The sequence below is a fragment of the Enterococcus sp. AZ035 genome (genome assembly GCF_050548325.1).
GTDB lineage: Bacteria > Bacillota > Bacilli > Lactobacillales > Enterococcaceae > Enterococcus > Enterococcus faecalis.
On the sequence record NZ_CP172958.1, the window covers coordinates 562292 to 583266 of the forward strand.

The 20975-nt window shown below is 37.5% G+C and carries 18 protein-coding genes and 2 other annotated features; of the genes, 13 read left to right on the forward strand and 5 right to left on the reverse strand.

The genetic code is table 11. From position 1 onward, the window contains the following. Nucleotides 1–5: 5 nt before the first annotated feature. Nucleotides 6–650, reverse strand: a complete 645-nt coding sequence (locus IGL32_RS02740; RefSeq protein ID WP_002383057.1) for an amino acid ABC transporter permease — start codon at nt 648–650, stop codon at nt 6–8. A gap of 53 nt (nt 651–703) precedes the next feature. Then, nucleotides 704–946, reverse strand: a binding site (T-box leader). A gap of 155 nt (nt 947–1101) precedes the next feature. Beyond that, nucleotides 1102–1334: a binding site (T-box leader), on the reverse strand. A gap of 147 nt (nt 1335–1481) precedes the next feature. On the opposite strand from IGL32_RS02740, the gene IGL32_RS02745 reads away from it, so the two are divergent. The 6 genes from IGL32_RS02745 (at nt 1482) to IGL32_RS02770 (ending at nt 9754) form a co-directional block, all read left to right on the forward strand. Continuing rightward, nucleotides 1482–3113 carry a peptide ABC transporter substrate-binding protein gene (locus IGL32_RS02745; protein WP_002383058.1) on the forward strand — a complete coding sequence of 544 codons (1632 nt, stop codon included), beginning with the start codon at nt 1482–1484 and terminating at the stop codon, nt 3111–3113. A gap of 106 nt (nt 3114–3219) precedes the next feature. Next, complete coding sequence (locus tag IGL32_RS02750; RefSeq protein ID WP_002355684.1) at nt 3220–3468, forward strand: GlsB/YeaQ/YmgE family stress response membrane protein; 249 nt, start codon at nt 3220–3222, stop codon at nt 3466–3468. A gap of 378 nt (nt 3469–3846) precedes the next feature. After that, the gene (locus tag IGL32_RS02755) at nt 3847–5586 is read left to right on the forward strand and encodes a DUF2264 domain-containing protein (protein ID WP_016634030.1); all 1740 of its coding nucleotides are present in this window, start codon (nt 3847–3849) and stop codon (nt 5584–5586) included. A 3-nt stretch (nt 5587–5589) separates the two neighbouring features. Beyond that, entirely contained in the window at nt 5590–6417 is an 828-nt protein-coding gene (locus tag IGL32_RS02760) for a hypothetical protein (RefSeq protein ID WP_002426016.1), read from the forward strand. A 382-nt stretch (nt 6418–6799) separates the two neighbouring features. Then, entirely contained in the window at nt 6800–7963 is a 1164-nt protein-coding gene (locus IGL32_RS02765) for a glycoside hydrolase family 88 protein (protein WP_002391237.1), read from the forward strand. Nucleotides 7964–7975: 12 nt separating this feature from the next. Continuing rightward, nucleotides 7976–9754 (forward strand): glycoside hydrolase family 35 protein, encoded by a 1779-nt coding sequence (locus IGL32_RS02770; protein WP_011109466.1) that lies wholly within the window; start codon nt 7976–7978, stop codon nt 9752–9754. Nucleotides 9755–9778: 24 nt separating this feature from the next. Here IGL32_RS02770 and IGL32_RS02775 read toward each other — a convergent pair whose 3' ends face one another. Beyond that, on the reverse strand, nt 9779–10486 hold the full coding sequence (locus IGL32_RS02775) for a GntR family transcriptional regulator (protein WP_156210129.1): 708 nt from the start codon (nt 10484–10486) through the stop codon (nt 9779–9781). Between the two features lie 260 nt (nt 10487–10746). Here IGL32_RS02775 and IGL32_RS02780 point away from each other — a divergent pair, with 260 nt between their 5' ends. The 4 genes from IGL32_RS02780 to IGL32_RS02795 all read left to right on the forward strand — a co-directional run bounded on the left by IGL32_RS02780 (nt 10747) and on the right by IGL32_RS02795 (nt 16402). Next, nucleotides 10747–11640: a PTS mannose/fructose/sorbose transporter subunit IIAB gene (locus IGL32_RS02780; RefSeq protein WP_002383065.1), complete on the forward strand. Its 894-nt coding sequence runs from the start codon at nt 10747–10749 to the stop codon at nt 11638–11640. A gap of 48 nt (nt 11641–11688) precedes the next feature. Next, on the forward strand, nt 11689–12480 hold the full coding sequence (locus tag IGL32_RS02785; RefSeq protein ID WP_002358771.1) for a PTS mannose/fructose/sorbose/N-acetylgalactosamine transporter subunit IIC: 792 nt from the start codon (nt 11689–11691) through the stop codon (nt 12478–12480). Next, nucleotides 12473–13273 carry a PTS system mannose/fructose/sorbose family transporter subunit IID gene (locus IGL32_RS02790; RefSeq protein WP_002383066.1) on the forward strand — a complete coding sequence of 267 codons (801 nt, stop codon included), beginning with the start codon at nt 12473–12475 and terminating at the stop codon, nt 13271–13273. Before IGL32_RS02785 ends, IGL32_RS02790 begins: the two co-directional genes overlap by 8 nt. A gap of 114 nt (nt 13274–13387) precedes the next feature. Then, the gene (locus tag IGL32_RS02795) at nt 13388–16402 is read left to right on the forward strand and encodes a polysaccharide lyase 8 family protein (RefSeq protein ID WP_010709263.1); all 3015 of its coding nucleotides are present in this window, start codon (nt 13388–13390) and stop codon (nt 16400–16402) included. Nucleotides 16403–16470: 68 nt separating this feature from the next. Here the strand turns inward: IGL32_RS02795 and IGL32_RS02800 are convergent, their stop codons facing one another. Both IGL32_RS02800 and IGL32_RS02805 read right to left on the reverse strand, forming a co-directional pair. Beyond that, nucleotides 16471–16794 (reverse strand): DUF960 domain-containing protein, encoded by a 324-nt coding sequence (locus IGL32_RS02800; protein ID WP_156210128.1) that lies wholly within the window; start codon nt 16792–16794, stop codon nt 16471–16473. Between the two features lie 251 nt (nt 16795–17045). Then, a complete protein-coding gene (locus tag IGL32_RS02805) occupies nt 17046–17654 on the reverse strand; it encodes a 50S ribosomal protein L25/general stress protein Ctc (RefSeq protein WP_002358773.1) in 609 nt (202 codons plus the stop codon). 330 nt (nt 17655–17984) lie between these two features. Here IGL32_RS02805 and IGL32_RS02810 point away from each other — a divergent pair, with 330 nt between their 5' ends. Together IGL32_RS02810 and IGL32_RS02815 are read left to right on the forward strand one after the other, a co-directional pair. Next, a complete protein-coding gene (locus IGL32_RS02810; RefSeq protein WP_002361308.1) occupies nt 17985–18767 on the forward strand; it encodes a pseudouridine synthase in 783 nt (260 codons plus the stop codon). After that, nucleotides 18764–19444 (forward strand): YjjG family noncanonical pyrimidine nucleotidase, encoded by a 681-nt coding sequence (locus IGL32_RS02815; protein WP_002355700.1) that lies wholly within the window; start codon nt 18764–18766, stop codon nt 19442–19444. The genes IGL32_RS02810 and IGL32_RS02815 overlap by 4 nt, the downstream gene beginning before the upstream one ends. Before the next feature lie 176 nt (nt 19445–19620). On the opposite strand, the gene IGL32_RS02820 is transcribed toward IGL32_RS02815, so the two are convergent. Beyond that, nucleotides 19621–20076 carry a GNAT family N-acetyltransferase gene (locus IGL32_RS02820; RefSeq protein ID WP_002386989.1) on the reverse strand — a complete coding sequence of 152 codons (456 nt, stop codon included), beginning with the start codon at nt 20074–20076 and terminating at the stop codon, nt 19621–19623. Between the two features lie 174 nt (nt 20077–20250). On the opposite strand from IGL32_RS02820, the gene udk reads away from it, so the two are divergent. Further along, nucleotides 20251–20880, forward strand: a complete 630-nt coding sequence (gene udk, locus IGL32_RS02825) for a uridine kinase (RefSeq protein WP_002355702.1) — start codon at nt 20251–20253, stop codon at nt 20878–20880. Nucleotides 20881–20975: the final 95 nt, after the last annotated feature.

Consider the following 20975-nt stretch of genomic DNA (forward strand, 5'->3'; position numbering starts at 1 on the left):
TCCTCCTATTTATAATATTGATAGAATTTTTCAATTTTCTTAGAAGCAACAGTCAAAATTGCCGTAAAGAGTAAATAAATCACTCCCACTAAAGCTAATGGCACTAATGTAACATCGCGGCTCATCGCAATTTTACCAGCACGTAAAAGATCGCCTAAGCCAAGAACATAAATAAGAGAAGTATCCTTGACCAAATTGATAATTTCATTTCCTACGGAAGGCAGCACGATTTTAACAACTTGTGGCAAAATAATCCGAGTGACTGTTTGAAAACGTGTTAAACGTAAAACCTTAGCAGCTTCATATTGACCTTGGGGAATTGCTTGAATCCCCCCGCGGAAAATTTCAGCAAAGTACGCAGCATAATTTAAAATAAATGCGAATAAGGCCGCATCGTAACGTTCAAAGACAATACCAATTAATGGTAAGCCGTAAAAAACAAAAATCAATTGTAACAATAGCGGAGTGCCGCGCATTAACCAAATGTAGAGGTTAATTAAGTAACGTAAAGGTTTAAACGAACTTTGTAAAATAAAGGCAATGATGATCCCCAGTGGAATCGAGCCAAGGAGCGTAAAGAAAAAGACTTTCAGTGTCATGCCAGCTCCGCTAACTAAAGCAGGTAAAATTTCTAAAATATAATCCATCATTTTTTCCTCCAACAATTTTTATTAAAAAACAAAAAAGCCTCTTGGCTGTGAGCCAAGAGGACGAATCGCATTCGTGGTGCCACCTCAATTTACTTATCTTTCACAAGATAAGCCTTATGTAGTTGCGTTGACAACTACTCTCTGTTAACGATAGAGTCACCGGTTTTTCTTACTAAAGGATTCAGAAAAACATCTTTTAGGTGTGAGTAAAGAAGAATCCATCTTTTTCTTTCAGCCAATGAAAAAGTCTCTGTAAAGGAAGAGCTAAATTACTATGTCCTAAGCCTTGATTGTAAGTATGAAATTGTTCGAACGGAACAGAAAACCTGTTGCTTTTCTAGCTTATCCCATTAAGCATATAGAAAAGAGGACAACAGACTTGAGCAGTTGAGGCACTCTCTCAGGTTGAAAAGCGCATCTAAAAAAACAAAAAAGTCCTTTGGCTGAATAGCCAAAGGACGAATAATCAATTATCGTGGTTCCACCTTAGTTTATTCGTGTTTCGCAACACGAACCTTATGAAGTTCATAACTTCGCCTGTTAACGAGCGGTCCCGGACTTTCCTACTAAGGGTTCAAAAAGTCAACTCCCAGATGTGGTTCGCTGTTTCTTTACGTCTTTTTCCACCAACCAAAGACTCTCTTCACTAAAGGAAACAGTTACTCTTCTGTTCTCTGTTTTTCAATACTGTACCACCAGAAAAAATATCTGTCAACTCTTATTCTTAAAAAAATATTTTTCTTTCAAAAAGTAAGTGCTGAAAAAGGACAAATGTATGGAAAATCATGTAAAATGTAGGTAAGTTGTTTGAACAGAAGGAGGAGTTTTGGTATGAAACAGAAAAAGTGGTTAATCGGACTTGTTGCACTGGGCTTGGTTTTAGCAGCATGTGGAAGTGGCGGTTCGAAAACGACCTCAAACGAACCAGCTACACAGAAAATTAACGTCGCATCTGGTGGTGAACTCTCGACATTAGACAGCGCTCATTATACAGATGTCTATAGTTCCGATATGATTGGTCAAGTAGTTGAAGGCTTGTATCGACAAGATAAAAACGGAGATCCTGAGCTAGCTATGGCGAAAGCAGAGCCACAAGTTAGTGAAGACGGGTTAGTCTATACATTCAAGTTACGAGAAGCAAAATGGACAAACGGGGATCCAGTTAAAGCAGGGGATTTTGTAGTTGCGTTTAGAAACGTGGTCGATCCAGCATACGGTTCAAGTAGCAGTAATCAAATGGATATTTTTAAAAATGGGCGTGCGGTGCGGGAAGGACAAGCCACGATGGAAGAATTTGGTGTCAAAGCAATCGATGACCAGACACTAGAACTAACATTGGAAAATCCAATTCCTTATTTAGCCCAAGTCTTGGTTGGGACACCTTTTATGCCTAAAAATGAAGCCTTTGCCAAAGAAAAAGGTACTGCCTATGGGACTTCTGCAGATAATTTTGTTGGCAATGGGCCGTTTGTAATTTCAGGTTGGGATGGCAATTCCGAAACTTGGAAATTGAAGAAGAATGATCATTATTGGGATAAAGAACACGTAAAATTGAATGAAATTGATGTTCAAGTAGTGAAAGAAATTGGCACAGGAGCCAATCTTTTTGATAATGGCGACTTAGATTACACTGTTTTAGCAGATACTTATGCACTTCAGTATAAAGAGTCAAAACAAGCGCATTTTGTACCTAAAGCCATGGTGGGTTATTTAAGCCCCAATCATCGCCGTGAAATTACCGGCAACGAACATGTTCGAAAAGCTTTTTTACAAGCGATTGACAAAGAAACTTTTGCAAAAGAAATTTTAGGAGATGGCTCGACAGCTTTAAATGGTTTTGTACCAGCTAATTTTGCAAAAAATCCAGACACAGGTGAAGATTTCCGCAAAGAAAATGGTGATTTGTTGCCATATAATATTAAAGAAGCCCAAGCTAACTGGACCAAAGCGAAAGAAGAGTTGGGCAAAGATAAAATTGAATTGGAACTAATCTCAGCGGACTCAGCGATTGCCAAGAAAACCATTGAATTTGTTCAAGGGCAATTGCAACAAAATTTACCAGGTTTAACAATCAAATTAAAATCATTGCCTTTGCAAAATCGTTTGGATTTACAAACAGCAGGTAATTACGATTTAGCCTTTGGAACATGGACACCTGACTATGCTGACCCCATTAATTTTTTAGAATTTTATGACTCAAAAAGTGGCTTAAATACTTCTGGTTATAACGATTCAGCGTATGATGCAGGTCTCCAAAAAGTTAGAAAAGATTACGCCAATGAACCTGAAAAACGCTGGAATGAATTACTAAGTTTAGAAAAAACATTAATTGAAAAAGATGCCGGTGTTTTACCCTTATTCCAAGGAGCCATTGGTTACTTGAAATCAGATCGCTTACAAGGTTTGCAAGTATTTTCTTTTGGTCGCACAGTATCCTATCGTTTAGCTTATGTAGAAGAATAAATTGACTTCTGAAAAGTCCTATCTTTTGAAAAAGTCTGCTTTCTGTTTTATCCTTAAAGTAGGAAAATTAACTAAAAAAATCAACTATGAAAGGTAGGTTTTTCAAATGTTTAGCTTTCTATGGGCATTAATTGTCGGAGGAATTATTGGCGCAATTGCTGGCGCAATTTTAGGAAAAGACGTGCCAGGTGGCATTATTGGAAATATTATCGTGGGCTTTTTAGGAAGTTGGGTAGCATCACTCTTGTTGCCTTCTTTAGGACCAGTCATCGGCGGTTTTCCAATTATCTCAGCGTTGCTAGGAGCGATTATCTGTATTGCTATTTACTCTTTTATTGTAAACCGCAAGGCGTAAAATTGTATCAAAATGATATCTTGAAAAGCATCATAAAACTTGTGAAGGTTGATCAAACCATTACTTTTGATGTCTTTTCTCTCATATTTTAAGTCTATGACAAAAATCTCTTTGGATTTTTGTCATAGACTCTTTTTTTTAAAAATATTTATTATGAGAATTTCCTGCGTTAGACTGCTTATTTTTCATTTATTATTCATTTTTGATAATGGAAGTTTTGTTGGATAAAGTGAATAGCTCAAGGTTCAACAAAAATAAAGAAAAAATTAATATGTTAAGTTTTGGGAAGGTGAAATGCTGCTCTCATAATACGCCGTTTTATTCATTAAACGATAGTTGAAAAAAATAAGTGCCCTTGTTATTCTTTGAATTAAACTAATGGGGGCGAAAAGCATGGAATCGTTAAAAAGTAATCTTTTTTTGACCAGAGAAGCATATTTGGAAGCTTTTGAAACAATCATGACACCTTTAAAAACGGCTATTTTAACATCAGAAAAACCTGGCGTAAATTTTGGGTCCAGTGGTGCTGTCTATGATCAGCAACATGCTGAAATGGAAGCGCTCATTCGACCATTATGGGGAATTGGACCGTATTGGGTTGCTTGTAAAGATGATGTTTTAAGAGATGCTTATGTGGAAAAATTAATCGCAGGAACTGATCCGTCATCCCCAGACTATTGGGGCGATATTGTTGATTATGATCAATATATTGTGGAAGCAGCAGCATTATCTTTAACTTTATTGCTTCATAAGACATATTTTTGGTCCTGTTTTTCTGAGAAACAGCAAGAAAATATCATGGTTTGGTTAAATAAGGCACTTGGTTGTAAAATTCCTAAAAATAATTGGACGTTTTTCAAAGTGCTCATTCGTTTAGCACTCGAGGGATGTGGACAAGTGATTAACCAAACGGAACTAGAGGAAGAATTGGCGTTGATTGAACGCATGTATTTAGGTGATGGTTGGTATATGGATGGTAAAACTACGCAAAGAGATTATTATATTTCGTTTGCTTTTCATTATTATAGTTTGATTTATGTCAAATTTATGCGAGAAAGAGATCCTATTCGTGCGAAACGTTTTACAGAACGAGCCGTTATGTTCGCGCAGGACTATCTGTACTATTTTGATGAGGAGGGCGAAGCGTTACCTTACGGACGTAGTCAAACGTATCGGTTTGCTCAAGGAGCGTTTTTCGCAGCTTTGATATTTGCAGAAGTAGAGGCGTTACCTTGGGGACAAATGAAAACGCTGTTAGCAAAACATTTACACTGTTGGATGCAACAGGCTATTTTCACTTATGATGGTCGGTTGTCCATTGGCTATCATTACGAAAATTTAGTAATGGCAGAAGGTTATAACGCACCAGGCTCTCCGTATTGGGCTTTTAAAACATTTTTGTTGCTCGCAGTGGATCAAGACCATCCGTTTTGGCGTGCTGAACCGCTGGCGATAAAACGAGAAGAAAAGCGTTTGATAGAAAAGGGAAACATGTTATTAATCCATCCTAAAATGAAAACGCATGTCCTCGGCTATCCTGCAGGACTATGGCTTGAAAATCAAGCACATGCTGCGGCTAAATATAGTAAATTTGTCTATTCTAGCCGCTTTGGTTTTAGCGTTCCCAAAGCTGGTGCGCGTTATGAGGAGGGGGCTTTTGATAACGTATTGGCTGTTTCTCGTGATGGTGAATATTTTCGTGTTAAAGGGAAAGTTCATGATTTTTATTTAACAGAGGAGCAAGTTTATTATAAATGGCTACCTTTTCAAGAAGTAGAAATTGAAACAACCATTTATCCTTTTGGAGAATGGCATGTTAGAGTACATGAAATAGTGACATCGGTTCCATTAAAAGTGCGCGAAGGAGGATTCAGTCTACCGTTACTTGGAAAATTTTCAGAAAAAGAACTTGGTAAAGAGTGGGCTAGAGTCGATTCAGGAGAATTGTGTTCGCAAATAGTTGCAATTGAAGGGTATGACCACGCAGGTATTCTTCAACCTGAACCCAATACATCGTTGTTTTTCCCAAGAACAAGTTTACCTTATTTGCAAAAAGAGCTACCAATAGGAACGCATCGCCTGATTTGTTTGGTAGGTGGTGTGACAAGGGAGGAATAAAAAATGATAAAAATCGAATTGAAAAATAAAGACAATCAGATTATTACTGGCCGAATCGATCACGAGAAGCCAGAAGCGCCATTCGTGGCGGAGGGAGACACGTTAGCGGTATTAGCAATTAAACAGTACCTTTATCAAGTTGGCGATAAAATTGTAGTGACTTATACAGGGGCTACCCCTTATTTGATGGTTCAATTAGATGAAACTTTGGCTCCTTCATTGATTTATCTAAAAGAAAAAGTTTGGGAATATCAAATTCCATTAGAAGAATCTGCTCGAAAAGCTTTTGTTGATACGGCCTTTCATTCGGCAAGGCACCAAATAATAGTTCGACAAGCGCACACGTTTGAAAAAGACAATTATCAAAATCTTTCTATGAATACACATGACCAAAAAGAATATTCAGGAGCCTATCCTCATGCGTATGCAAACGTTGAAACGAGAGACGATGCTGTTTTCTTTGCGAAAAATGCTATTGATTCTAAGTTTGGTAACCTTTCTCATGGCTCGTATCCATTTGCTTCTTGGGGAATTAACCAACAAAAGGAGGCACAGTTAACGATTGACTTTGGCAGACCTGTAGAAACGGACTGGATCCGCTTGCTATTTCGGGCGGATTACCCACATGATAGCTATTGGGAGGAAGTCACTTTAGCCTTTTCAGATGGAGAGGAACGAGTAGTTGCCACAACGAATACCGCCTGTTTTCAAGAAATAAAGTTCCCAATGAAAACAACACAAACTTTGACATTAAAATGCTTACGAAAAGCGCTGGACTATTCTCCATTTCCAGCGTTGACCCAAATTGAAGTATTCGGTCGGAATAAATAACAAGAGGTCGGGACAGAACCGTTTAGCTCCGAGAAATAAGAAGAAATTTCCGAAAATTGATCTTTGATTTTTGGAGACCAAGTAGGTATTGTTCATCATCGAATCACTACGTTCTTCGTGATTCTCAACAATTTCGGCTTATTTCCGAAGGACCTTCAACTCTTAGAGCTTTAGCTCTTAGAAGTTGTTGAGATCGGAGCAACGCGTAGTGTTGGTTCTGTTCCCGCCGTTTATCAGTTTTTGAGCGTGGAGCAAAAATCCAAAGTGATTTTTGTCCCCCGCTCTTGTTTTTAAGAGAAATAATCAAGAAAGGTCGCTTTTTATTTTCTTTTACGTTATAATACAATAAGTTAATATGTTAACAAGTTAAGGAGTGATGGAGATGTGTAGTCAAGAAAATAAACAAAGACTGATCTCTCTAGGAGAAAATGTCACAGATGAATGGATTCAAACGCAATTAAATGAATGCGTTTCAAAAATTGCTAAAAATATGCAGCGTTTCGGAACACAGTTTCCTTCAGCTTGTGCTACGAATGGTCGATATCGTCTCAAAGCTAACGATGATTGGACCAATGGCTTTTGGACAGGCATGCTTTGGCTGGCATATGAGTGGTCTCACCAAGAAAAATTTCGTTTACTGGCAATGGAAAATATTGACAGCTTTCAACAACGGTTAGAGGAGCATTTTGTTTTGGACCACCATGACATTGGTTTTTTATATAGTCTATCGGCGGGTGCTGGGTATAAAATTACCGGTGATGAGCGCTGTAAACAAGAAGTGCTAGCTGCCGCTGAAGTATTGTCAGCACGATTCCAAGAAAATGGCTCCTTCATTCAAGCGTGGGGCCATTATGGTGATCCCAAAGAATATCGATTAATTATCGACTCATTAATGAATTTACCGCTTTTATTTGAAGCAACTAAATTATCTGGAAATAGGGTTTATGAGGAAATTGCCTCACGTCACTATCATACGTTAATGAAAACGGTGATTAAATCCGATGCGACAACTTATCATACCTATTATTTTGATCCAGAAACAGGCAAACCAAAACATGGAGCTACGCATCAAGGACATAGTGATACTTCCATTTGGGCACGAGGCCAAAGTTGGGCAATTTTAGGGATTCCCCTAAACGAAACATTTCTCCATTCCCAACCATTTCCAGAAATTTATCCACAAATAGTGGAGGTTTTTCTAGCTCATTTGTCAGCAGATTTAATTCCCTATTGGGATTTTGATTTTAATGACCAAATGCCATCTGACAAAGATAGCTCGGCACTGGCAATTGCGGCATGTGGTTTATTGGAAGCAGACAAACTACAGGCTTTTCCTCAAGCGAAAGAGCTTGCCAAAGGAATGATTTATCAATTAGGAGAATATTATCGTACGCAAAATGATTCCGAAAATGAAGGACTGCTACTCCATGGTGTTTACGCACATGCAGAAGGAAAAGGGATTGATGAACCCAATTTATGGGGCGATTATTTTTACATGGAAGCCTTAATGCGTTTAGCAAAACCATCATGGCAAAGATACTGGTAAAGGGGAAAAATGATGCAAACGTTTGAGATTAAAGAAGACTTTTTATTAAATGGACAACCAATAAAAATTATTAGCGGGGCGATTCATTACTTTCGAATGACACCTAGCCAATGGGAAGATAGCCTCTATAATCTGAAAGCTTTAGGAGCTAATACAGTAGAAACCTACATTCCTTGGAATATTCATGAACCAGAAGAAGGCGTATACGATTTTGAAGGAATGAAAAACATTGAAGCATTTGTCCGCTTGGCAGAAAAACTGAATTTACTAGTTATTCTGCGTCCTTCGGCTTATATTTGTGCAGAATGGGAGTTTGGTGGCTTACCAGCATGGCTTTTGAAAGAAAAAGGTGTGCGATTACGTTCGACAGATCCTATTTTTATGACTAAAGTTCGTAACTATTTTCAAGTATTATTGCCTAAACTAGCACCGCTGCAGATAACACAAGGTGGACCAGTGATCATGATGCAGGTTGAAAATGAATATGGGTCCTATGGCATGGAGAAAGCGTACTTGCGACAAACCAAGCAGATAATGGAAGAACTGGGGATTGAGGTTCCTCTTTTTACATCTGATGGCGCTTGGGAAGAGGTTTTGGATGCGGGTACGTTAATTGAAGAGGATGTTTTTGTGACAGGAAATTTTGGTAGTCATTCGAAAGAAAATGCTGCCGTTTTGAAAAAATTTATGACTCGTCATGGTAAAAAATGGCCGTTGATGTGCATGGAATACTGGGATGGGTGGTTCAATCGTTGGGGCGAACCAGTGATTCAGCGGGAAGGTACCGACTTGGCGAAAGAAGTAAAAGATATGCTGGCAGTGGGTTCTTTAAATCTCTATATGTTTCATGGAGGAACAAATTTCGGCTTTTATAACGGGTGTTCGGCGCGAGGTGCAAAAGATTTACCTCAAGTCACTAGCTATGATTATGATGCTTTATTAACAGAAGCAGGAGAACCAACAGAAAAATATTATGCCGTTCAAAAAGCAATTAAAGAAGTATGTCCAGAAGTTTGGCAAGCACAACCACGCACGAAAAAACTGGGGAATTTAGGAAGCTTTCCAGTAACTGCTAGCGTATCCTTATTCGCAGTAAAAGATCAAATGATGACACCGAAGACCACCACGTATCCATTAAGTATGGAAGAAGCTGGCTCAGGCTATGGCTACTTGCTTTATTCGTTTGATTTAAAAAATTATCATCATGAAAATAAACTAAAAGTGGTCGAGGCCAGTGATCGTTTACACATTTATGTAGATGGAGATTTAGCTGCTACCCAATATCAAGAGACAGTGGGAGAAGAGCTACTCATTTCAGGGCAAACTGAAAAAGACACACTTGCGTTAGATATCCTAGTGGAAAACTTAGGTCGCGTTAATTATGGCTTTAAATTAAATAATCCCACACAAAGTAAAGGAATTCGAGGTGGAGTGATGCAAGACATTCATTTTCACCAAGGCTATCAACACTATCCCTTAACTTTTTCACAAGAGCAATTAGCCAAGATTGATTACACAGCTGGAAAAAATCCATTGCAGCCTTCGTTTTATCAAGTAACATTTGAATTAGAACAGCTAGCAGACACGTATATTGACTGTCGAGGCTACGGCAAAGGATTCGTTGTGGTCAATGGCCATCATCTAGGTCGTTATTGGGAAATAGGACCCATTCATTCGCTGTATTGTCCCAAAGAATTTTTACAGCAAGGACAAAATGAAGTAGTAATTTTTGAAACAGAGGGAATTGAAATTGAGTACTTGAAATTTACGAATCAAGTAATCATAGATTAAAAAAATAGAAGTAGAAGCTGAAATTTATTCGGCTTCTACTTCTATTTTGGTTTTGAAATATTTCCAATGTTTATAACTAATAATATATTCAGCAACACTACCATCTGCGAGATAGGAATGTTTAACTTGTTTAACAGCGGGTTCACGAAAACTTAATTGAAGTAAATTCAATAACTCAGCATCTTCGGGAAAGACAATTTCATTTGTTTCTACAGAAGCCAACGAGAAGAGGTCTACTGAAAAATCTTTACGGACTCGTTCATACACACTTGCATAAGCTGTGAGGTCCTTTGAGAGCGGCTCTTTAACAAGCTTTTTGGGAAGATGTGTGATATGTACGAGAAAGGGTGTATCTTCAGAATAGCGTACACGCTTGATTCTATAATAAGAAGCGTTAGCTGGTAAGCATAATTCCTTTAAAATTTCGGCTTGATTATCTTCTTCAATTGAAAGGACTTTAACTTTTTCAGAGTCTAAAGAATGCAACTCGATATCAGAAAATTTTACATTTTGAGAAACTTTTGATTTCGAAACAAAGGTCCCTTTTCCTTGGATACGATACAAGTAACCTGCACTGGTCAGCTCATTCAGTGCTTTGACAGCTGTGATAGAACTAACAGCATATTTTCGTTTAATATCGGCTTCAGAATAAAATTTATCACCAGGAATAAAGGTATGATTTTTTATTTCACGTAAAAGGTCTTGTTTAATTTGTTCATATTTAGGTAACATGCGATTGCCTCCATTCTAGTAATCGAATGAATTAAGCATAACATGTTAACTAGCCTTTAGCAAACACTTTGAAAAAGAGGAAAGACAATTTTTATTTAAAGAATTCAAAAAAATAAATTCAATATATTAAGATATTAGGTTTACGGATAACTTAGTATGTGTTATAGTAAGTTCGTAGAGAACATAACATGTTAAGTAGGGTCACCTACATCTAGGGAGGGAAATTCGTGGAAAACATTGTACTAATTAGTCATGGTAGCATGGCTGAAGGCGTCAAAGTTAGCTTAGAAATGATCGTTGGTCGGCAAGAACACGTGCATACAGTCTCATTACGACCAGATAGCGACAATCTTCAATTTGAGAAAGAGCTAAATGAAAAAATGAAAGCCCTTAACGGTACGACACTGATTATTGCTGATTTACTAGGAGGAACGCCATGTAACGTGGCAACTAAGAATTATTTGAACGTTGACGGAGTGGAAATTATTGCAGGGATGACGCTCTCTGTTGTGATTGAAGCAGTGGTTAATCAACAGGCTTCGATTAAAGAATTAGTTTGTTTAGCACAAGAAAATATTGTTGATGTAAAGGCTGGAATGAATCAAGCGGAACAAGAGATTTCAGAAGCCAGCAAAGAAAAAGAGTTAAGTAACTATAGTCAATATGCTGGAAAAGAAAATATTGTAAACACACGGATTGATGAACGGTTAATTCATGGACAAGTAGCGGGAATTTGGTCGACAAGTCTTAGTACACAGCGAATAATTGTAGCCAATGATGAGGCGGCTACAGATCCTTTACAAAAATCATCTTTGAGAATGGCAGCGCCTTCTTCGATGCGTTTATCTGTTCTTGGAGTAGAGGCTGCCGCTAAAAATATTCAATCAGGAAAATATGGTAAACAGCGTTTATTTTTATTATTTAAAAATCCGAAAGATGTGCTCCGCTTTATCGAAGCGCAAGGACCTATCAAAACTGTAAATGTTGGGAATATGAGTTACAAAGAAGGAGCACGCGAAGTAACAAAAAGTATTCAAGTTTTACCAGAAGAAGAACAAATTTTTGAAACAATCGCTTCAAAAGGCGTCACTGTGACAGCCCAATTAGTTCCAAACGATCCAGTCGTTGATTTTATGAAAAAATTACGCGGCTAAAACTGTCAGACTAAGAAAGAATATTTTTAAATTTAGGAGGAAATTTCAATGCATTTAGCAGCGTATCAAATTATTTTAATTACTATTTATGCGTTTATTGCTATTAATGACTCACTTATTTCAAATACGTTGACGCAACCAGCTATTGCTGGAATGATTTCTGGAATGATTATGGGAGATTTAAAAACTGGTTTAATGGTTGGCGGCACTCTTCAATTAATGCGTTTAGGAATTGCTGCTTTTGGTGGAGCATCGGTACCTGATTATTTCACAGGGGCTGTTTTAGGAACCGCTTTCGCTGTAATCTCTGGAAAAGGAGCGGAGTATGGCATTGGTTTAGCTGTTCCTGTTTCTCTGTTGATGTTGCAACTAGATGTAGTCGCCCGTTTTTGTAATGTCTTTTTACTTCATAGTGTCGATAAAGCGATTGATAAGATGCAAGTAAAACGGATTCCACGTTTAGTTTTATCTGGTTCTGTTCTATGGGGACTGTCTCGTGCCATTCCGATTTTATTAATGTTATTAGCGGGGGATGCTGTAGTAACAACGATTACCGATAACATGCCAGAATGGCTAATGACGGGCTTAAAAACAGCTGGAGGAGTATTACCTGTTGTCGGTGTAGGGATTTTATTACGTTACTTGCCAACGAAGCAATATATCCCCTATTTACTATTAGGCTTTTTCTTAGCGGCTTATTTAAAAGTTCCAATGTTAGGTGTTTCGATAGTTGGGATGGTAGCAGCGATGCTTGTATTTAAACGTGATGGGGCAAAAAGCACGACACAAGCAACAACAGGAAATGGTGATTTTGAAGGAGGATATGACGGCGATGAGTAAGCATAAACTGACAAAAAAAGAATTAAATGCAATTAGCTGGCGTTATATTTTAGGAAGCCAATTAAACTGGAACTATGAACGTATGATGAGTTCAGGATATTTATACGGCATCTTACCTGTTTTAAAAAAATTCTATGGTCATGATGAAGCACAATTTCAAGATATGATGCGCACACACAATCAATTTTTTAACACCAATGCTATTTTTGGGAATTTAATTATGGGGATTGATGTTGCGATTGAAGAGCAAGATGGCTATAAAGCGAAAGAAACAATTATTGCGCTAAAAACAGCTCTGATGGGTTCTTTGGCAGGCGTTGGGGACTCTTTATTCCACGTTATTTGGGGGACGATTTTCGGCTCTGTTGCAGGGACACTGGCTCAAAATGGTTCGGTGGTTGGCTGTGTTATTTGGATTATTGCAAATATTGCACTATTGTTTGGTCGGGCCGCGCTCTTACCACTTGGTTATAAGCAAGGGGTCAAACTAGTGACGACCTTAAAAGACAAGTTATCTGCCTTTACGAATGCAGCAACTGTTCTTGGTGTGACTGTGATTGGTGCCTTAATTCCTTCAGTTATCAAGGCGACAGTTCCTTTTGTTTATAAAAAGAACGGGGTCGAATTAGTTATTCAAGATACGTTAGATGCGATTTTGCCTTCCTTAGTTCCAATCTTACTTGTTCTTTTGACTTATTGGATGTTAGGTCAAAAGAAACTAAATTCCACACGAGTGATTTGGATTATTTTAATTTTATCGATTGTTTTGAGTGCCTTTGGTATTTTGGCGTAAAAAGTATATTAAGTGATTTTCAGAGAGTCGGAGAGTGTAGAAAGTATTTTTCTTCACTCTTTTTCTCTAATTCGGATGTAAGCGTTTTACGATAATTTTTTAGGAGGAGAAAGAATGAAAAACAGGAAAATATGGGTAATGCTGGTCGGACTGTTTACTGCTTTGACGAGTGGATTTATGGGAACCACCCTTACTTTTGCAGAAGAAAACGAAGCGAGCCAAACGATTGAGCAACCCTCTTACATTTCAGATTTCCCCAATCAAGTTGGGCATTGGCAAGATTTGGTAGGAACAGCAGAAAAAAAGAATGATTCTGCTGGTTTATGGATCGCAAACACGAAGCAAGGGACAAACCTCGAATCTGTCTCTATCAATCTTGATGCACGCGAACAATCTTCAGGAGATCTTGAACTAACCTTTTTATATGAAGGGCAAAGTAACTTCGGATTGGTTTTTCGCGGAGATAAACAAAAGACGAGTCAATGGCAATCTTTTGCTTATAATCGTGACGGTCGCTGGCAGTTAGGACAACCAGGCGGTAAATGGCTAACTAATATTCCGGGACCAACATTACTAAGTGGTCAACAATATAAACTGCTAGTTCGCTATGATGGGAAAAAAATTCAAACATTCCTGAATGATCAATTATTTTATGAAAATGAAGAGGTTCATTATCCTGATGGTACGTCCATTAATGATGACTGGATGGGTGCTGTAGGAATTAGACTATTTGGTAATCTATCAAAGCTGAATATCATTTCTATGAAAAGTGGCCCCGTTGGTAGCATTCCTGTTATCGATTCATCTGCAGAATACCGAGAATTAAAAGAAAAATGGCGAAATCAGCTTGTTTCAAAAGAATATGATTCAACTAACCAAGCGCTTGTAGACTACGTCCAAAAAATCTCCAATGAAGCAACAGAACTCGATCAAACGATGAATAAAGAGCCGAACCGCAGCTATTTATGGCCACTAGAGCCTGGCAATACGCCATCGGCTGATTTAACGACTCAATTTACCAAATTGCAAAAATTAGCGTTAGCCTATGGAACGAAGGGGAGTACGCTTTACCAAGATGACAAATTGGCAGCAACCATTATTGATGGCTTAGATTTTATGGTAACGCAAAAAGGATATGATGGGAAAAAGTACCATGGAAATTGGTGGGACTGGCAAATTGGTGTGCCACAGAAGTTTCTTAATATTCTAATGATTTTAGAGGATAAAGTTTCTCCAGAAAAGCAACAAATCTATACAAATGCGCTGAGCAGTTATGTCCCAGATCCGTTTAAACAGTTGTATACAAAACCACAAGGAACGTTTGTGGATTTAGCTTTTATCCCAAATTTTGTGACATCAGGAGCGAACCGAACGGACTTAGCTTTAACTGTTTTGGGGTTAGGAATTTTACAAAAGGATAGCGGGAAAATTAACCAAGCATCCAGTAGTATCGTCGATGTATTTAAATTAGTCACAAAAGGTGATGGTTTTTACCAAGATGGTTCTTTTATCCAGCACAATAACATTCCTTATACAGGTTCGTATGGCAATGTTTTGGTGAAAGGGGTTGGACAAATTTTGGCCATTACAGCAGATTCATCTTTTCAAATGGATGCAACTCTTGTGACAGAATTTGTTGAAAATGTTGATCGTGCCTTTCTTCCTTTGATTTATAAAGGTGAAATGCTACCAACCGTGAATGGCCGTTCCATCTCAAGAGCCCCAGCAGTTGGAAAAACAGGCTACGGCTCAACTACCATGTATAATTTATTAATTGTGGCTAAATTTGCCCCTAATAATTATCAAAAGAAATTTCAAGAAGCCGTTAAATATTGGATGAAGGAGAACCCAGATTATTATTTGACAAATGCTCGTGATTTTAATGATTTACAGATGACTATGCAACTTTTAACTAATCCAGAAATTACGGGAGGGCAACTTCCTTTTACAGGCACGAAACTTTATGCTTCGATGGATCGATTTGTCCAACGCACACCTAGTTATATGTTTGGGCTAGGCTTGTATTCAAAGCGCACTGCATCTTTTGAAGCAGGGAATAAAGAAAATAAACGTGGCTGGCACACTGGTGACGGAATGATGTACGTATATAATGATGACGAGGTTCAATTTAATTCCAGCTATTGGCCAACTGTAGATCCCTATCGACTACCAGGAACAACGGTAGATACCATTTCTTTGGCAGATGAAGTTTCAGCATTTACAACAATCACATCGAAAGAGCAATGGGTTGGTGGAGTAACGTCAGACAATCAGGCAGTAGTAGGGATGGCTCTTAATAAAGACGGGACCAAAAATAATGGGAAACTTTTACCTATGAACCTACAAGCTAAAAAATCTTGGTTTGTATTAAATGGGCAAATTATCGCATTAGGCGCAGGAATTAAAGGGGATACAGAAGCTTCGATTGAGACAGTTGTTGATAATCGTTTGTTAAATGATGCGTATCAGTATCAAGTGCTATCAAATATTGGGGAGATTCATGAGAAAAATGAAACGAGTAAAAAACAATGGTTATTACTAAAGTCGGATCATTCCAATGCTAATATGGGTTATTATTTTCCAGAAGAAACAACGGTAAATGTTAAAAGTGAAACTAGAAAAGGAACCTATAAAGCAATTAATGAAGCATTTCCAAGTGATAAAGAATATGTAGGTGATTATCGAACATTTACGATTCAACATGGTCAACACCCAACGAACGAGCATTATGCTTATGTAGTTTTACCAGGAATCGATGAAACTGATTTAAAAACATATGCTGCCAAAAAAACAGTAGAAGTTCTCTCAAATACAGAAGAAATTCAAGCAGTTAAGCAAGAAGAAGAAGGCTATCTTGGGGTTAACATTTGGTCAGAAACTGGCGGTACAATAGCAGGGATTACCTCAAATAAAGCTATTTCTTTAATGAGAAAGACACAACAACACCAAAAAACGTATACTTTCTCTGATCCCACACAAACAACTAAGACACTGACTTTAAAAATACCAAAAGATTACAGCACAGTAATTAGTCAAAGTGACGGAATCACTTATGATGATGCAACAGAAACCTTTACTATTAATTTTGAAAATGCTGCAGGAAGTAGTAAACAAATTATTGTAGAATAACTAAAAGAAATTAAAGTAGCCTCAAATTCCAGTTTAATCGGAATTTGAGGCTACTTTGTTGAAATTATTTAAGATTCTAACATTTCTGCAGGTAATAAAATCGTTTCACGATGGCCATCATCAAAAGCAAAAATTCGCGACGGATATGCCGTAGAATAACTAAATGGTAAGTCGATGGCCATTTCTACTGAACTATTTTCTTGAGAAAAATGGACAGTCACTTTGCCATTATTGTTCAACAAATCAAAGTGAAGTAAGTCGTTTAAAGGGATAACCCCTTTTAGATTTAAGTCAATAATCAACCAAATACTATCAATTAAGCCACTAGGTAAGCTAGAAACAACACCTAATGAAGCATAGCGGCTACGGTCATTATCAAAACGTTCAAACATATGGATGACCTCCTTTTTGTTTACTTACTTTTAGTATACTGCAAATTAAAAAAAAAGAAATTGTTTCGTTTGAAAATATTGCGTAGATTAGCAAAAATTTAATATTCCTCTGTAGCTTCCTAGCTTTGCAGGTGTCATCATTTATGTGAAGAAATCACGACATGCAGTAAAAAGAAAATGGGACGTACGTTGTTTCAACGTACATCCCATTTCTAAAACTTAAGAGAATCAGCTGAACAAAAGTGTACTCTTTATTCGGCTAATTCTGGTTCAGTCGTTTCAGCAGCTGTTCCTTCTTCTTCTTCAGGAGCAGTTTGTGCTTCAACAATAGCAACTAGTTGTTCTTCTGGATCAGTTAAAATTTCATAGTCTTTGTGTTCAGGTAAATCAGCGATTGTAAGAGCATCACCAATTTCTAAGTTTGTAATATCTACTTCAATTGATTCTGGCAATTTGTCTGGTGTGGCTGCCACTAAAACAGTGTACAAGTTTTGAGCTAAGGTACCCCCAGCTTTCACACCTGCAGATTCACCAATTAATTGAACTTCTGCTTCGACTTCTGTTGTTTCTTTCATATTTACAGATAAGAATTCAACATGAAGCATTTGACCAGTAAAGGTATCTAACTGTGCTTTCGACATTAATGTGTTGATGTTTTTGCCATCAACTGTCATTTTAATAACGGTGTTAGCACCATGTTCGCGTAAAATTTTTGATAAGTCTTTTTCTTCAAAATAGATTGGTGTACTTTCAATTTGGTAACCGTAAACAATGGCAGGTACTTTCCCTTCGTGACGTAGCTGATTTCTTAGTGAACGTGGACGGATAGCTCTTTCTTTAACTTCTAATTGTACTGACATAACCTAATTCCTCCTTGAAATAATGAGTGATTTGGTTAAACTCAGAAACAAAACATAATGGAAAAAAGAAACTCTTTTTTCAGTTGTTCTTGTCTAGAAAAATGCTAACAATAATCAAAAAATCCCCACAAATATTGCCAGGCAACACTCATGGGAATGGTTCATTGTTATCGTTGTTCTCTCCCAGGTCATTACGCTGTTTTTGAGAAACCTTTATTTACTTTACTTATTAACCGTAACACTTATATTTTTATACGTCAAGGAATTACCTTTTTCCACTTTTCATCTTTAACGGATTCCACTATACTTATACCAGAATGGAGCTGAACAATGCGATTAGATAAATTACTAGAAGAACTTCAGTTTGGATCACGCAAAACGGTGAAACGATTAATCAAAGGCAAGCAGGTCACTGTGGATGGCATCGTGACTTTAAATGAAAGCCAAAATGTCGATGCGCAATTACAAATGATTAAAGTAAAAGGACAATTAATTTCGCATAAGACCCATGTGTACTATATGTTGAATAAGCCAAAAGGTGTGGTTAGCGCTGTCTCAGATGCATCTAAAAAAACAGTTATTGATTTGATTGCGCCACAAGACAGACGCCCTGGTCTTTATCCAGTGGGCAGACTCGATGGCGATACGGAAGGGTTACTTCTATTAACAGATAATGGACAATTAGGGTATCAATTAATTCGGCCAAATAAAGAAGTAGCGAAATGTTATGAAGTGAAAGTCAATGGTTTGGTCTCTGCAGAAGATTGTGCTAAATTTAAAGATGGGATTGTTTTGCAAGGAGGCATTCAATGTAAGCCAGCAAAAATAACTGTTCTTGCAGCGACTGAAACGGAGAGTCATGTTTTCCTGACTATTCAAGAAGGAAAATTTCACCAAGTGAAAAAAATGTTTTTATCCGTGGGGAAAAAAGTGACTGCTTTAAAACGCCAAACTATGGGGCCGTTGCGGCTAGATCCGCAATTACCTTTAGGTGCTTATCGTTCATTAACAAGAGAAGAGTTACAATTGCTATTGCCTTATTTTTTTATTGAAAAACAACAAACAAGCAAAGCGTTACCGAGTAATTTGAAAAGAGAAGAGGAACGGAAATGAAAACATTGCTTTTTGATGTTGATGATACATTGTTAGATTTTAAATTGGCTGAAAAGAAGGCGCTACATGCCTTATTTGAAGAAGAAAATGTACCATTTACATCTGAAGTCGAGTCAACATACCACCGAATTAATCAAGGATTATGGCGTTCATTTGAAGAAGGAAAAATAACAAAAGATGTTCTCCTTGATACACGGTTTGGTTTATTGTTTGACGCGTTTAATCGAGAAGTTGATAGCGTTAAAATGGGAGAAAACTACCGAGAATATTTAAGTCAAGGACATGACTTGCTTGGCAATAGTCAACGTATCTTGGAAAAATTAGCACCCCATTATGATTTATATATTGTGACAAACGGAGTGGCAAAAACACAGTATCGTCGGTTGGAAGATTCGAAATTAATGCCTTATTTTAAAGATATTTTTGTTTCAGAAGAAGTGGGTTATCAAAAACCGATGAAAGAGTATTTTGATTTTGTTTTTGAACGGATTCCTAATTTTAGTCGAGAAAAAACAATGATTATTGGCGATTCTTTGCATTCAGATATTCAAGGAGGTCAACAAGCGAAAATTCAAACTGTTTGGCTCAATCCGACCTCCGCTCCAGCAACACCAACCATTCAACCCAATTATACGATTCAACAGCTAGATGAGTTGTTACCAATTCTTGGGCATTAAAAAGAGCGTGGGACAAAAATCACTTTGGATTTTTGCTCCACGCTCAAAAACTGATAAACGGCGGGAACAGAACCAACTCCTTCGGAAATAAGCCGAAATTCTCCAAAAATTAAAGAGCAATTTTCGGAAATTTCTTCTTATTTCTCGGAGCTAAACGGTTCTGTCCCGACCTCTTTTTAACTTAAATGTAACCGTAAGCGAACCATATCCTTTAAAGGCAAGCCGTTTTCTATAATAGGCTCATCATAATGATGGATAAAAAAATCTGGTTCAATATGTGTCATTCGAAAACCGACTTTTTGGTAGAGATATAGCTGTTGAAAGCCTGTGCTCCCAGTCCCAATCTCCAAGGAATCATACTTTTCTTTTTTGGCAAAATCAATGGCAAAATGTAATAATTCTTGCCCGATGCCCCGCCCTCGGCTTTCTTCTGAGACAGCGATGTTTACGATTTCCAATGTCCGTGGGTGAGTCGGCAACAGGACTAAAATTCCTTGAAGTTCTTCAGTCTGATAGTCAAAGCAAATGCCGCGGGTAATGTAATCTGCCACCATTTTTTTTGAGGGATCTGCCTCATAAAGAAGAGCGTAATGCGCCGTTGTAAGTGCTTCTTTTTTGACTTTTTTAATCATAGGTAGGATTCTCCTTTTATTGATAAGTATACTGTAATTGAAAGAAGTGTGGGCAGATTTTTCATAAGAAGATAAAAATCACATGAAAAGTCTTGGAAAAGGTCTGGCATTCTTCAGAGTTTTCATTATAATAGTAAAAGACAATGAAGTTTTTGAAAAGAAAGAGGTTTATACATGAAAGATAGTCAGCCAATTATCATTGGTGTTACTGGCGGATCAGGAAGCGGAAAAACCAGTGTTAGCCGTGCGATTTTTAATAATTTTCCCGATCATTCAATTATGATGTTAGAACAGGATTCTTATTATAAAGATCAGAGCCATTTGAGTTTTGAAGAACGTTTAAATACCAATTATGATCATCCTTTTGCGTTTGATACAGATTTATTGATTCAACATGTTGAACAACTGTTAAATTATCAAGCCATTGAAAAGCCAGTTTATGACTACGTTGCGCATACAAGAAGTACAGAAACGGTGATACAAGAACCGAAAGAAGTAATTATTCTTGAAGGGATTTTAATTTTAGAAGATCGCCGCTTAAGGGATTTAATGGATATTAAAGTGTATGTGGATACAGATGATGACATCCGTATTATTCGTCGAATCAAGCGTGATATGGAAGAACGTGGCCGTACGTTGGATTCTGTGATTGAACAATATTTGACAGTCGTCAAGCCCATGTATCACCAATTTATTGAACCTACGAAACGTTATGCAGATATCATTGTGCCAGAAGGTGGCGAAAACCACGTCGCTATTGATTTAATTAATACAAAAGTGGATAGTATTTTAACAAAAATGTAATAGTCAGCTTAAATAGCCGTCTCTATATCAGAGTCGACTGTTTAAGCTTTTTTTGACTTTTAAAGGGTGGTTTTATCAAATATTTTAAGGGATAG